The following is a 15,606-nucleotide window of genomic DNA, read 5'->3' as shown; positions in this document are numbered from 1 at the left end:
TGTTTAAATATATACTAACTTATTATCAAATCATTTAAAATAAAACTATGAGATCACAATTATTCTTATTGTTTCTCTTTTTTGCGATTATTATGGGGAATGCGCAAGAAAAAGAAGTAAATAAAGCTTCATCAGTAGTAAAAGCTATCTATCTTGGAGAAACCCCTCCCTTATCAGGCAGGACACTAATACCTGCTAAACCTAGAAGCGGTGAAATTAATCCAAGACGTACCAATGGAAGTAAAGTTATTCCAGGAAAGGGATCTAAAGGAGTTGACCCGTTAAGAGAAATACAGAGAAATACTGCAGCAACCCATGCAGGTAGAGCGCCATCATTAGTTTTTGAGGTAAATTCCTCATCTTCTTCACCTACAGATCCAACAGGAGCAGTAGGACCAAATCATTATATAAGCGCAAAAAATTCTTCTTTTGCCATTCACGATAGAAGTGGTAATGTCTTGGTTGCTTCTAATTCTTTAGCAAATATATGGCCTGGAGAGTCTTTAGGGGATCCTATAATATTTTATGATAATTATGAAGATCGATTTGTAATTACACAATTTAGCGATACTCCAAATGGATTTTTAGTTGCGGTTTGTAAAGGGCCAGACCCAGTAAATGATGGATGGTATACGTATCGTTTTAATACAGGTACTTTTCCAGATTATACTAAGTTTTCTATTTGGTCGGATGGTTACTATGTAACAGCTAATAAGGATCAAGGAGCTCAGGCTTCTAACGAAGTGGTTTTTGCTCTGGAAAGAGAAAAATTATTACAAGGAGATCCTAATGCGCAAATGGTAGGGTTTTCTCTTCCGGGAGTTGAGGATAATGGGTTTTACAGCCCTGGAGGTTTTCATGCTACAGGACCCGAACTTCCACCACCGGGAGATATGAAAATCGTTTTTATGCAAGATGATTCCTGGCAAGGTGTATCAGATGACGCATTGAAATTATGGACTGTTAATGTAGATTGGGAGAATCCAGGTTCTTCGACTATAGCAGAAGCGGAAGAATTTACTGCAGATAGTAACACTATAACTGATTTCGATTCGGTTTTTGATGGAGGAAGTTTTCAAAATCTTCCACAACCTGGAGGAGGACAAAATATTGATGTAATTCAGTCGACTATGATGTATATGACTAGTTATAGAAGATTTTGTGACTACAATTCTGTGGTAATGAATTTTGCGGTAGATATAGATGACCGTACAAATTCAGATAATATTGCAGCTGTGAGATGGTATGAATTACGACAGGCTGGTGATGGTCAACCATGGACGGTATATCAAGAAGGAACTTATGAATCACCTGATGGTAAAAGTGCCTGGTGTGCTAGTATGGCTATGGACGCCTTTGGTAATATAGGTATGGGATATACAACTATGGGAACTACGGCTAATAATGCAACAGCCGATAGTTTTGCTTCTATAAGATATACAGGTAGACTTGCCGGAGATCCTTTAGGAACTATGACTGTCGCAGAACAAACTATCGCAGAAGGAACTGCCGATGATGTAAATTTTAGATACGGAGATTATGCACAATTAACTGTTGATCCGGTAGATGATCAGTCTTTTTGGCATATTGGTGAGTATTTTGAGAATTCGGGTAATAATGCCAGAAATGTAGTTGGAGTATTTAAAATTGCAACAAATCCAGTTAATGACGTTAGAATTGTTTCTATTGATTCGCCATCTGATGCTGTTTTAACGAATGCTGAGACGATTACAGTTACTATACAAAACTTAGGAACTGCAACACAATCTAATTTTCCTGTAAGTTATCAAATTGACGGAGCAGCAGCTATAAACGAAGTATTTACTGGATCAATTCCAGGAGGAGATACAACGTCTTTCAGTTTTAGCACTACAGCGGATTTAACAGGAGCGTCTTCTTTTGATGTTTCTGCAAGAACTAACTTAGCGGGTGATGAAAATCCACAAAATGACTGTAATTCTAAATTAGTACAGAAAATAGATGCTATAGATCTATCAGTGACAGCGTTAGTTTCGCCAGAATCCAATGATGAGCTTTCTGCAACTGCTAACGTAACGATTACTGTAAGAAATGGAGGAGCAGAAACTCAATCAGATATTCCTGTTTCTTATACTATTAATGGAGGAGCTTCGGTTAATGGGGTTATTGCGGGTCCTTTAGCCATAGGAGAAAGCGTGGATTACACTTTTGGTCAAACAGCAGATCTTTCTGTATTTGGAACGTATACTTTTGTGTTGACCGTTTCTCAAGCTGGAGATGCAGATACATCAAATGATTCTCTTACGGTAGAAGTAGTTAAAGATATATGTGCTCCTACTTCTGATTGTACTTTTGGAGATAATATAGTATCTTTTGTACTTTCCGACTTGTTAAATACAGGAATAGTTTGTAATACAGGTTATGAAGATTTTACGAACCTTTCTGCTTCATTAGAAATAGCAACAGAGTACAACGTTACTGTGCAAAGTGGTTTTGCAAGTGGAGATGTAGAAAAATTCTCGCTTTGGATTGATTTTGACGATAGTAATACTTTTGATCTTTCAGAGCAACTAGTAACTGATGGGGTGATAACGGCGGCAAATACGGCGACTGATTTTCCAATTACTATTCCGGCAGATGCTCCATTAGGAGACCATTTAATGAGAGCTCGTGTAGGAGATACTAGTTTTGGAGGAGATCTTAATGACCCGTGTAATTCTATGCAATACGGATCTACACACGACTATACAGTAAGTGTTGGAGTACCTTTGTCGGTTCCTGATTTTGCAGATACTAATGGAGAAATGATTGTAATAAGTTCACCAGAAGATCAGTATAACGTACAGCTGAAAACAGAATTCGAAGGGCGATTGACTTTTAATGTATTTACATTATCTGGGCAAATATTGGTATCCAATTATATAACTAAAAACCAACAAGGTGTATATGAATACGATTTAGATATGTCATATGCGGCTTCTGGAATCTATATAATAAGTATGGGAGACAATGCTAGCAGGATAACTGAGAAAATAATTGTTAGATAAAACAGTCTAGTCTAGCAAATGTCATAATGTGTTTTAGAAAAGAAGGAGGTTTCACTTGTAAGAAATCTCTTTCTTTTTCTAAAGCAAGTATAGATTAAGTATTTAGTTTTTACCATATTTTGAAGTTTAATTGTATTTTAGACCAAAAATCAAGATAATTCTCATCTTAAAAATTCTCTTATGTCATTGAAAAGGATAGCTTTCCTTTCTTTTTTACTAGTCTCTTTGACAGGTTTTTCTCAACAAAAAAAGAAATCTGTCATGACTGCTACTTTGGTTACTACTTCCAGTTATATGAAAAAGGTAGAGCCATTGATTGGTAAGAAATTGATTCCTGAAGAATCTAGAGAAGGAGAAGTGAATCCTAAGAGAACTGATGCTAATAAAATTGTACCGGGTAAAGGATTACCAAAAGGGCAAGATGCTTTATTACTGAGGCAGAAGAATGCTAGTAACACTAGAGCTAATAGAGCTCCTTCATTAGTTTTTGAGGCTAATTCCAGTTCCGTTTCTCCAACTGATCCTACAGGAGCAATAGGACCTAATCATTACATAACTGCTAAAAATTCTGCGTTTGCAATATACGATAGAAACGGAAATGTTTTAGTGCCCTCTACTTCTTTGACCAATATTTTTCCAGGAGAATCTTTGGGAGATCCAATAGTGTTTTATGACAATTTTGTTGATCGATTTGTAATAACACAGTTTAGTGAGACTCCTAATGGTTTTTTAGTGGCAGTCTGCAGAGGATCAGATCCTGTTAATGATGGTTGGTATACCTATCGTTTTAATACCGGGAGCTTTCCAGATTATACTAAATTTTCAATTTGGTCAGATGGATATTATGTGACAGCCAATAAAGATCAGGGGCAACAAATGACAAGTGAGGTGGTATATGTTATCGATAGAGAACAAATGCTAGCTGGTGTTGATACAGCTCAAATGATTGGTTTTCCATTGCCTGGAGCCAGAATAGGAGGGTTTTATAGCCCAGCTTCTTTTAATGCAATAGGAAGTTCTCTTCCTCCAGAAGGAAATGCAAAGATCATTTATTTTCAGGACGATGAATGGGAAGGAGTAAATGAAGATGCATTAAAATTATGGACAATTAATGTAGATTGGATTAATCCTGAACAATCTACGATTACTGAAGCAGAAGAACTAAATGTTAGCAATGGAAATATAACTCCTTTTGATTCTACATTTAATGGAGGTTCATTTGCTAATCTTCCACAACCTGGTATAGATGGTCAAGATATCGATGTGCTACAGGGTACTGTAATGTTTGCTACTAATTATAGAAGATTTTGTAGTTATAATTCTGTGGTATTAAATTTTCCGGTAGATATTGACAATAGACTAGATTCTGATAATGTATCTGGAATTAGATGGTATGAACTCCGTCAGAATGGCGATGATCAACCTTGGTCAGTATTTCAGGAAGGGACTTACACCTCTCCTGATGGTAAAAGTGCTTGGTGTGCGAGTATGATTATGGATATTTTTGGAAATATCGGAATGGGTTATACGACTATGGGTACAGTAGCTGATGCTGCAAGTACTGATAGTTTTGGTTCTATTAGATATACTGGGCGGTTAGCTGATGATCCTTTAGGAACTATGACATTTGCAGAACAAACGATAGCTGTAGGTACTGATGTAAGTAGAACTACAAGAAACCGTTATGGCGATTATGCTCAGATTACGGTAGATCCAATTGATGATCAAACATTTTGGCATATTGCGGAGTACTTTGAGAGTTCAGGAAACAATGCTAGAAATATTGTTGGAGTATTCAAAATTGCAGAAAACGTGGCAAATGATGTAGGTGTTATCAGTATTGATGCTCCTGATGATGCTACTTTTACTACTTCCGAAGTGATTACTGTAACGATTAAGAATTTTGGAACTACAACACAAAGTAATATTCCGATAAGTTATTCTATTAATGGAGGAACAGCCGTTGATGAAATTTTTACAGGATCTATCGGAGCAGGCCAAACGGCGTCATTTACTTTTAATACAACTGCAAATTTAACAGGTAGTAGTACCTCTTTCATTGTAGCAGAAACAAACCAAGTTGGTGATGTTATGCCCGAAAATGATTGTATAACTAAAGAGGTTTCCAATTTATTACCAAATGATGTGGGAGCCATTAGTTTAGTATCTCCTGTATCTGGAGGAGGTCTTTCGTCTACGGAAGCTATTACGATAACTATCAGAAATTATGGAGGTTCTCCACAATCCAATATTCCGGTTTTTTATACACTTGATGGCGGAGCAGCAGTGAATGAAATATTTACAGGAACTATCGATGTTGGAGAAACTGCCCAATATACATTTACGACAACTGTTGATTTATCAGAATTTGGCAACTATGCGTTTCGTGTAGGAACCTCCTTGACAACAGACGAAGATATTAATAATGATGCAATAGATAGAGTAATTGAGCATCGATTATGTTCACCCACATCTGATTGCTTAAGGTTTGGAGATGGATTGTCATCTTTTGAATTATCCAATGTCTCAAACCGAAATATCGAATGTGGAAATGGCTATGATGATTTCACTAATATGGTAATTAATCTAGATAGATCCATAGGAGTGTATACATTAACAGTTCAGGTAGGCTTTGCGCAAGGTGATTCGGAACAATTATCGTTATGGATAGATTATGATGATGATACTATTTTTGAAGATGAAGAATTGATTATCAGTAACCAAGTAATTGCAGAAGAAAATGTTAATCAAACTTTTCTTTTTTCATTGGGTAATGAAGCTACTTTGGGAAGACACTTATTAAGAATTAGAGCTGGTGATACCAATACCAATAATGGGGCAGATCTTAATGATCCTTGTGGTTCTATGCAGTTTGGCACTACACATGATTATACTGTAGAAATAGGAGAGAACACGAATCCCAATTCGGACCTTATAGTAATTAGTCAGCCGAATAATCAGTTTTTGATTACTATGAGCGATGCGAATGCAAACAATGTCCTCAGATTAAGCGTATTTACAATCACCGGAAAAACAATAGTTTCCAATTTTGTAGAAAAAGATGCTAATAGTAGGTTTACATATCTACTAGATATGTCTTATGTAAGTACCGGAATCTATTTTGTTCGTCTTGGTGGAAGTAAGACAGGGAAATCAGCTAAATTTTCTGTAAACTAATCAGTACGTGTACTTATTTCCTGAATAGAGACAGGTCTTGCATCATTGCATCTACTATTCATTCTTAGATCGCTATATTTTACCCATACCTTTTCTGGCATATCGTTTTTAAAGAAATCCTGAATATTTATAGGGTCTAGCTTATCAGCATATTTTTCTACAGTCAGAATATATGGACAGCCTTTTGATTTATTAGTAGAAAGTGTTCCTTTAATAAACCCTTTTTCTAGCATTTTTTCCGAATTTATGGTTTGAGAATTGTTTTTATCATCGTTAACTGCTTTTCCATCTGTTCTTTTAGTTGTATTGCAGCTGTAGAAGCAAATAATAGCCATTAAGCAAGAAATTTTTAGAAGCCCTCTCATAGTATTTAATTTGTTTTATAAAGATAAGAATAAGTCTTAAGGTCATTGCTAAAAATATGCTCTAAGTTGTATACTCCCCGTATGAATTGTATTAGCGGTTTCGCTTTTTCGACCTAAATATGAAATGTTAAGATCCAAATATTTGGTCAATTTTTTTTGTGCTAAAACGGACCAGGTATAGTTGTCACCCGGTTGCAAACCGTTAAGTAGTTGATATCCAACCGGAGAAAAAGCATTTCCTGTAAATTCATTATTAAAATAATTAAACTCACCGGTAATTGATACTTGCTGCTTATTCGCATAGGCAAAAGAAACTCCCAATTTTTGTTGAGCTAGTGCCTCTTCTCCCTCAATATTTTCCTGATCATTTAAGAGATAGAATACGCTAAACTGTGTTTGTGGAGAAAGTAAGTAGGATAACTTAGGTTCAATTTTATAACCTTCTAGGAGATAGTTTCTGTTACTGAAGTTTTCTGAAACACTTTCGGTTTCTACAAATTCATTTTTTAGGTCGAAAAGCCAGGTTTTTGCCATTTTATGTGCAAAAGTTAATTGATGGCTGTTTATAATATTTTCCTGAAGACCTGTAACTTGTAAGTTAGTATTTTTAGTAGAAAGAAAAGTGTACGAAGTAGTGTAGCGTTGTTTTCCACGGTTAAAGAATAGGGTGTTTCTAAAGCTTAGATTTAACGCTAGTTCATTATCATCTTTTCTAAAGGGATTAATGTCAAAAGAAGTATCATCTCGCAGGTTTTTTCTATCTACTATATAAGATGTTTGATTATAAAAATGAGATAAAAGTTTTTTTGTTTTATTTTCTGACCCGGACCAGGAAAGAGGATTTAAGGTAATTATTTGACTTAGTCGATTTTGATGTGTTTTTACAAAAAGTTGGTTGGGGAGCAATACCCTCAGATAAATAGCTTCATCTGTAAATTGAGCAATTTCAAACTCTTCTAATTCCTGAACTCCATTATCATTATAATCATTCCAAGTATAGGTTCCTTGCCCGGGATCCACTTGAACATAAGTAAATTCTTGCTGAGGTAAGGTTCCACTATTGGTTTCAAAAACAGTATTCCAGTTGATTTTACCAGCAAAGAATTTTTGATTATATAACAATCTAGAATTTAAAGATTGTTCGGTGTCACGGTTTTGATCTTCATTGTTTAGTGTTCTGTAGTTCACGAACAAGGATAATTGCGTGTTGGTAGTATTTAGTAAATTAGATTTTAAAAAATAGGTATTAGAGGTACTTACTTTATCCAAAAGATTATTCTTTACACTGTCATTGATACGATGCCTATATCCAACTTCAGCATAAATTTTTGTACTATCACCTACCCCACTGAAGATCTCATAAGATTTAAATCTTTGGGTATTTAAGGTAAAAGTCTGGTCACTTAGATTAATCTCTTTATTTTCTTCAGTTGCAATTTTAGCTCCAATCCAGTTTTTTGGAAAGCTATAAGTTAATATGCTATACATTCTGAAAAACCTTGAATCTAAGTCAGTATTTTTACTATTTAACAAACTTGAATATAAAGAAACACCTAGTTTATTCAATCTAAGTTCTGTGTTTAACAAATGTCTATTACCATTGTAATTTTCTGAGAAATTAAGATGCTGAAAAGAATATCTAGTAAATCCTTTTTTAGGATGAAGTAACTCCAGACCTGATGTAAAAAACTGCTGATCCCCCAGAGGATTATTTAAGTTCCAATCTCTATTAAATTCTACGTTGTAGATTCTTTCGATGCTTTTAAATTCTTTCTGAATATAATCTCCATTAGCAAATGCATTCATTGTCCAACTACTATCTCTCGAAAAAATACGTTGTTTCAACTGAAGTCTTCCTGCCACTCCATCATTATCATCGTCATCCAGATCCGAAAAAAGATTTAAATCATTTTTACTTCCCGAAATTTCGAATCCAATGGTTGTTTTTTCATTTGGAATATAGGAGCCCTGAACTACTGCTGTCTGAAGCTTAGTTGGAGCTACCAACTGAATTACTGGAGCAAAATTACCTTGTGGTATGCCATTGACGGGAGCTACATATTCAAAAATTCGACTAATTGTAGTAACATCTCCTACGATGTAATCACCTTGATTATCACCTACCAAAGAGAATCGAACGTTAAACAATTCATCTTCTGGATTATTAGAAAACACAAAAACTTCCTGACCATCAATAATATCCCTTCTGTATAGAATTTTGTTTTCGCTAAATACATCAGGAACGGCAGATGGAGAAATCATCTGTGTAATATCATCACCGGCATTGGATAGAATTTCTTTTTGCGGATCACTTAAGTTTTGTTGTAAAGGTTGGTTTTTTGCATCATTCTCCGAGTATACAAAAGCACCTATTTTTAGTTTTTCACTAGCATGTTCACCACCACCGTAAACGATGATTCTGGAGTAATTACGTTCTGTAGTTTGGTATTCTATTGATATCCTCATATCCGAAGTAATTGGAAAGGTTGGATTAAAACGTACCTCTCCCGCATTGTAATCGATAATATAATCCTTGTTTTCTCCTCTTTCCAGAAGTAAACCATTTACATATACACGTTCACTACCCGATACAATAAGAATAAACAATTCTCCATTAGGACCTGTTAGTTTATAAGGACCTTGGTTTCCTTCTTGTCCGGTAAACTGGCTTCTAGTAAAAACTCCTCTTACCAAAGCTCCTGAAGCAAATAGACCTGTCTTAGATTCGGGATGGTCTAAAGTTCCATTGATAGATATTCCTTGTACATTTTTGGTAAACCTGTTAAAGTAACTTGTGGTGTTTTGCAATTGTACATCACCAGCTCTAACATTCCAGTTTTTGCTATACAATTCAATAAAAACCTGATCAAATTCGTCAAGATTTTGAGAATATCCACTTTGTTGTACAGGCACATTTGCATCTTGTATAGAAGCCCGTAGGGATATATTATCGCTTATTTTTCCAGAAATTTGTAGGTCCAATTCAGAATTTAAAACTGTACTTTGATTACTACCTACGCTTACTCCCCTAGAGATACTTCCGTTGGTAGTAAGCCCATCAAAAGGTGTAAACTCTTTTTTGTTATTTGCTTCAGACAGGCTATACAATTTCTGCAGATCACCGTTTTGTTCAACTATAATCGATGGATCAAATTCGAAATATTTTTTAGTCAAAAAATTAGGATAACGATAGTATTGTATGGTGATTGAATCGTTTTGAGACTTTAGTTGCGGTGATAAGATAACCGAAGCATTTTCAAAACTAACTTTGTATAATGTACTATCAATTGCAACACCTTGCTTAGAAAGTAATTTAAAATCAAAAGAGTTGATACTCACAGAGTCAATACGGATAGTATCAGTAACACGTACTTTTTTACTTCTGAAGTTTCCAGAAGTATCTTGCCCAAGTAAAGTGCTAGTACTGAAAAATAATAAAAAACCTAAAACCGTAAAAATGCGCATCGATACAAAACTAAAGTTTTTCGCACAAACCCTGATATGTTTATTCATAGACCTTTGGGCGTCCAAGCGGGCTATACGTTTCAATTCCTCGCATTGTATATCCTTCGACAAGCTCAGGAAGACAAAACTCCGGGATTTCCACTGCTATCCCTGACGCAGCACTACGGAATAAATGACTATTTATGCAACAACTATTGATTGGAAAGGTTTTTATAGTAGCAATAACGATAAAAGTAGCATTAAGTTTTATCAGTTTGTAATTATTTAAACAAAAACTTATGACCGATTACATACATAAAAAAAGTTGGTGGCGTAAAAACCGAAGTTGGGTTTTGGTAGTTTTAGTGCTAGTATTTGGATTTATTTTAACAATACTGACAGTTTTAGGAAAACCTATCGGAGATTTTACCAAAGCGATTGTGGATCCATCAGTGTATAACAATGCTTTCGATATGGTACAAGATGATGAGCGAGTGATCAAATTATTAGGAGAAGTACAACCGATTAGTATTTTTGAACTTTTGGAAGGAGAAGTGCGCTATGCAGAAGAAGGTAAAGCAATCATAACAGTTGGAGTCAAAGGATCAAAACAAAAAGGGAAGATGGATATTGTTGCCAATAAAAAGAATAACATTTGGCAATACCAAACTATCAGAGTTCGGACCAAAAGACCAAGGAAAATTATAGAGATTTTAGGTAATAAATAAAATAGGGTGAGTTTGAGTGCTCGTCATAGGCAGATGTATCGAAAACAAGATATTTTAGAAAGAGTTATCTGAATTTGTAAAAGTTTTAAAAATAAGAAATTAAATCCCCTTCTTGAAGCTAGTGGTGAGCCGTGTCGAAGTAGGAGTAGTGTTTTTGTTTATAGTATCTTTGTTTTATAAACATACCCAAAAATAGCTAGCTAATAAACGTAACCAAATGAACCCACTAAAAACCATCGTCCTCTTTTTATTTTTTACCAGTGTTACTTTTTCCCAAACTAAAATAACAAATGATACTATTCTAGCTTCTCAATATTTTAGGAAGGGAGATTCTTTGTTAACTAACAGGAAACTAGATAGCTCCATTGTGTATTTTAAAAAAGCTTTGCCTGTTTATAAGAAAGCAAAAGTATGGGAGCGAGTGGCAGGTTGTTATAATAGGATCTCAGAAAGTCAATGGAGACAAAGAAATCTTGAAGAATCTTTAGTGAATGCAAAAATTGCTTTAGAATTAAGTAATGGAAATTTTGATAAAAGGATAGATGAAGCGGCTTATGCTAATGATAATATTGGAGAATATTATTATTCTTTGTCAGATTATGATAATGCGCTTATTTTTTACGAAAAATCCCTTGCCCTTAAAAAGGAAAATAGAATAGACGACGAATTTAGTATAGCTCATTCTTATATTAAAATTAGTTCTGTTTATAATAAAAAGTCATCTTATGCAGTAGCTATAGAATTTCTCAAAAAAAGTGAACAAATATTTAGCAGAGCTAAAGATCAAAATGCCACTGGTATTGTGTTGACATATAATAGTTTAGGAGATTGTTATAATTTACAGGGAGAATATAAAAAAGCAATTGCTTACTTTAATAAAGCCATTGATATTCAAATTAAGATAGCGGGAGAAAAGTCGTTAAAAATGGCACCCCTTTATGGTAATATGGCTATTACCTATAATAAAAGAGGGGATTATGAAAAGTCTTTAAATTATTTTCATAAAGCTCTTAATATTTTCATTGAGAAATATGGTAAAGATCATCCATATGTTGCTAGTACATATAATAATATTGGAGGAGTGTATTTTTCGAAAGGACAAATGGATAAGGCTTTGGAATATTTAAAGAAATCCTTAGATATTAAGGGTCAAAAATTTAATCCTAATAATGCAGAATTTATAAACTTGTATTATAATTTGGGCGTTTTGTCAGAACATAAAGAAGAGAATGATAATGCGCTCATATATTTTGATAAAGCGCTATCGATATGTAAACAAGTATATGGAGCAGAGCACGTAAGTATTGCAAGGATATATCACAGTATTGGAGAAGTTTATCAGAGCAAAAATGAATATTATAAGGCATTAGGATATCATAAAAAAGGACTTGAAATGTATTTATCTGTTTTGGGCAATGGATCCTCTAGAACGGCTGCTTCATATTTACACGTTGGGTTAATGAGTAAACAAATATTAGAGTTTGATAGCGCAATTGAGAATTATGAAAAAGCGTTATTGCTCTTTAAGAATGCGTTTGGTGAGAAAAACCCAAAAATTTCAAGGACTTATAGACTTATTGGGGATTGTTATAATGGTAAAAAAATGTATAACAAAGCGTTGATGTATTATGAGTATGCAATAATAGCTAACGCAAAAGATAATATTGATATTACCGGAAAAGCAGAGGTAAATTTTAATGATTTTCGTGACTTAAATGTTTTACATAATATTTTCAAAAATAAGACTAAAACAATAGTTGATATATACAAATTAACTAAGGATAAGGCAAAATTGCACGAAAGCATAGAGATGTATGAAAAAATTGATACTCTAATTGATTTCATTAGAGAAAGGTATACGAAATATGAAGACAAACTAAGTTTTTCTGGAACGTCTAAAATGTCTTATTTAAGTGCAACAGAAGCATTGTTATTATTAAATCAGGAAATTATTAAGGATAAGAAAGCTTTAGAAAAAGCATTCTACTATTCAGAAAAAAGCAAATCTAATACATTAAAGGATCTATTAAATGATACAAATGCAAAAGGTTTTTCTGGATTATCGACTCACTTGGTTGGTTTAGAAAAAGATGTAAGAATTGATAAAGCATTTTATCAATCGAAAGTAGAAGAAGAATTTTCTAAAAAAGAAATAGATTCTGCAAACCTTTCTAGCTATGAAAGTAAACTATTCGATATCTCCAGAAGACAAGATTCTTTAACCGAAGTTTTAGAAAAAAACTATCCAGAATATCATCAATTAAAGTATAAAAATGAGGTCATATCGGTTACTGATATTCAAGAAAAACTAAATGATAAAACTACCTTGCTAGAGTTTTTTACAGCTGATAGTACTACCTATGCTTTTACGATTTCAAAAAATAAGATTGCCGTAAAAGAACTAGTTACTCCTAAACTCACAGAACAAATAGAAAAGTTACGAACTACTATTACAGATAAAAACACAAAAACTTATAAGACTTCGTCATATCGACTCTATCAGCAATTAATAGCGCCTATAGAAAAAGAGATTGTAGGAGAAGAATTAGTCATAGTACCAGATGGTCCTTTATGGCATCTTAATTTTGATTTATTATTGAGTAAAGAAGATACTTCTAACAATCCAAAAGAATTATCATATTTATTGAAGAAGTATATGATTTCATATGCGAATTCGGCAACGCTGTTATTTTCTGAAGATAACAATGCCTTAGAAGTATCTAAAAAACAAAAAGAATGTTTAGCGTTTTCGTTTTCGGATAGCACTAATAATTTAGATGCTAAAACAATGAGTTTGGCAACGCTTAGAGGTACAGGTGATGATTTACCTGGAACCCGTAAAGAGATTAAAGCCATTGCCGATATTATTGATGGACAGTATTTTTATGGATCAGAAGCAGTAGAAGCTAACTTTAAGAAAAACGCGAGTCAATATAATATTTTGCATCTAGCTTTACACGGTGAAGTGGATAACGAACGACCAGAGAATTCTAGACTTTTTTTCACCAAAAATAAGGATAGTATAGAAGATAATTTACTCTATAGTCATGAGCTATTTGCATTAAATATCCCTGCAGAACTTACTGTATTGAGTGCGTGTAATACAGGAACAGGTAAGATTGCTAAAGGAGAAGGTATTATGAGTCTGGGAACCGCTTTTCAGTATGCAGGAACTAAAAGTTTGTTGTTAAGTAGTTGGGAAGTATCCGATCAAACTACTCCAGAGTTGATGAAATATTTCTATACCAATCTAAAAGAAGGAATGAGTAAGGCCAAAGCACTCCAACAAGCAAAATTACAATACTTGAGTAACGCAAACCTAAATAGAACTCAGCCGTTTTATTGGGGAGGATTTTATTTGGTTGGAGATAGGACTCCGATTCAGTTTGAAAACAATGATTATATATATTGGTTAATAGGATTTGGTATTTTAGGATTGATCTTACTAAGTTTGTTTTGGTATAGAAGAAGAAATTCTGCTCTTTAGAAGGAAGACTATGGTTGTTGTATTAGAAGATATTAAATGAAAAAAAGAAAAATCATTCTGTATAATCCTAAGCTAAAAGAATACGCAAGGCAGTTAAGGAATAATAGTACTAAATCCGAAATTTTATTATGGCAAAAATTAAAAAGAAAGCAGTTATATGGGTATGATTTTCATCGGCAAAAACCAATTGATAATTATATATTAGATTTCTTTTCTTATGAGTTGATGTTGGGAATAGAAATTGACGGATATTCCCATCAATTAGTTGATATACACAACATAGATGTAATTAAAGAAAAGATTATGAATAAACTTGGAATTAAAATCTTAAGATTTACTGATCAACAAGTATTCAAGGACATGTTCAATATCTTACTGGCAATAGAAGATTATATTCAAAATTATGAAAAGAAAAAAGTATAATAGAGAGTATATGTTCCCCTCTTGAGAGGGGTTAGGGGTGTGTTTTTTTAGAATTAGTAAATGAGTTTTTTCCCAACACACCCAAGAATTTCTAGCTTTTGCCTTCGGCGCAAGCTGAAATGCTATCCCTCTCAAGAGGGAAATTTAAAATAAAAATGAAAAGTAATTAAAGATTCAAACAATAAATCAAGTGAAAATAATATCATACAACGTAAACGGAATCCGTGCAGCATTAAAAAAAGGATTTATAGAATGGTTACAACAAGCAGATCCGGATGTGATTTGTTTACAAGAAATCAAAGCCAATAAGGAACAACTGGAATTGGATGTTTTTGCAGAAGCTGGATATAAATATAACTATTGGTATAGTGCTCAGAAAAAAGGATATAGTGGTGTTGCCGTTTTATCGAAGACAGAGCCTGATCATATAGAATATGGAACCGGAATCGATTATATGGATCACGAAGGTCGTAATCTAAGAGTCGATTTTAATGGAGTTTCTATTATGAGTCTCTATCTGCCAAGTGGTTCTAATATAGAACGTGTAGAACATAAACTGAAGTTTATGGATGATTTTCAGGGATATATAAATGATCTAAAGAAATCTCATCCCAATTTAGTAATTCTGGGAGATTATAATATCTGTCATGAAGCCATTGACATTCATGATCCTGTGCGTAACAAAAATGTATCAGGATTTTTACCAGTAGAACGAGAATGGATTGGAAGTTTTATTGATAGTGGGTTTATAGATTCTTTTAGGCATTTTAATTCAGAACCACATAATTATTCTTGGTGGAGTTACAGAGCTAATTCTAGAGCAAATAATAAAGGTTGGCGTTTGGATTATGGAATGGTTGCTCAGCCACTACAAGATAAATTAGAAAGAGCCGTTATCTTATCAGATGCTAAACATAGTGATCATTGCCCAATCATGGTAGAATTGAATATGTAAA

Annotated in this window: 8 protein-coding genes; 6 read left to right on the top strand and 2 right to left on the bottom strand. The window is 33.8% G+C overall.

All coding sequences use genetic code 11. The annotated features are described in order from the left end of the window. Nucleotides 1–47 precede the first annotated feature (47 nt). Together Q0910_RS21995 and Q0910_RS21990 are read left to right on the top strand one after the other, a co-directional pair. Entirely contained in the window at nt 48–3,026 is a 2,979-nt protein-coding gene (locus tag Q0910_RS21995; protein ID WP_299221525.1) for a GEVED domain-containing protein, read from the top strand. Between the two features lie 180 nt (nt 3,027–3,206). Further along, nucleotides 3,207–6,203 (top strand): GEVED domain-containing protein, encoded by a 2,997-nt coding sequence (locus Q0910_RS21990; RefSeq protein ID WP_299221521.1) that lies wholly within the window; start codon nt 3,207–3,209, stop codon nt 6,201–6,203. Here Q0910_RS21990 and Q0910_RS21985 read toward each other — a convergent pair. Continuing rightward, on the bottom strand, nt 6,200–6,538 hold the full coding sequence (locus Q0910_RS21985) for a hypothetical protein (RefSeq protein ID WP_299221518.1): 339 nt from the start codon (nt 6,536–6,538) through the stop codon (nt 6,200–6,202). The two genes, Q0910_RS21990 and Q0910_RS21985, sit on opposite strands and share 4 nt — an antisense overlap. Nucleotides 6,539–6,616: 78 nt before the next feature. Next, on the bottom strand, nt 6,617–10,081 hold the full coding sequence (locus Q0910_RS21980) for a hypothetical protein (RefSeq protein ID WP_299221515.1): 3,465 nt from the start codon (nt 10,079–10,081) through the stop codon (nt 6,617–6,619). Nucleotides 10,082–10,311: 230 nt separating this feature from the next. Between Q0910_RS21980 and Q0910_RS21975 the strand changes: the two genes are divergently transcribed. The 4 genes from Q0910_RS21975 to Q0910_RS21960 all read left to right on the top strand — a co-directional run bounded on the left by Q0910_RS21975 (nt 10,312) and on the right by Q0910_RS21960 (nt 15,605). Beyond that, entirely contained in the window at nt 10,312–10,740 is a 429-nt protein-coding gene (locus tag Q0910_RS21975) for a cytochrome c oxidase assembly factor Coa1 family protein (RefSeq protein ID WP_299221513.1), read from the top strand. A 217-nt stretch (nt 10,741–10,957) separates the two neighbouring features. Next, nucleotides 10,958–14,227, top strand: a complete 3,270-nt coding sequence (locus Q0910_RS21970; protein WP_299221511.1) for a CHAT domain-containing protein — start codon at nt 10,958–10,960, stop codon at nt 14,225–14,227. 36 nt (nt 14,228–14,263) lie between these two features. Next, a complete protein-coding gene (locus Q0910_RS21965; RefSeq protein ID WP_299221508.1) occupies nt 14,264–14,650 on the top strand; it encodes an endonuclease domain-containing protein in 387 nt (128 codons plus the stop codon). A 190-nt stretch (nt 14,651–14,840) separates the two neighbouring features. Next, complete coding sequence (locus Q0910_RS21960) at nt 14,841–15,605, top strand: exodeoxyribonuclease III (protein WP_299221506.1); 765 nt, start codon at nt 14,841–14,843, stop codon at nt 15,603–15,605. The last annotated feature ends 1 nt before the right edge of the window (nt 15,606 follow it).

It is taken from the genome of uncultured Aquimarina sp., from assembly GCF_947495315.1.
In the GTDB taxonomy this organism is placed as follows: Bacteria; Bacteroidota; Bacteroidia; order Flavobacteriales; family Flavobacteriaceae; genus Aquimarina.
This window is presented reverse-complemented; position numbering and strand designations above follow the sequence as displayed.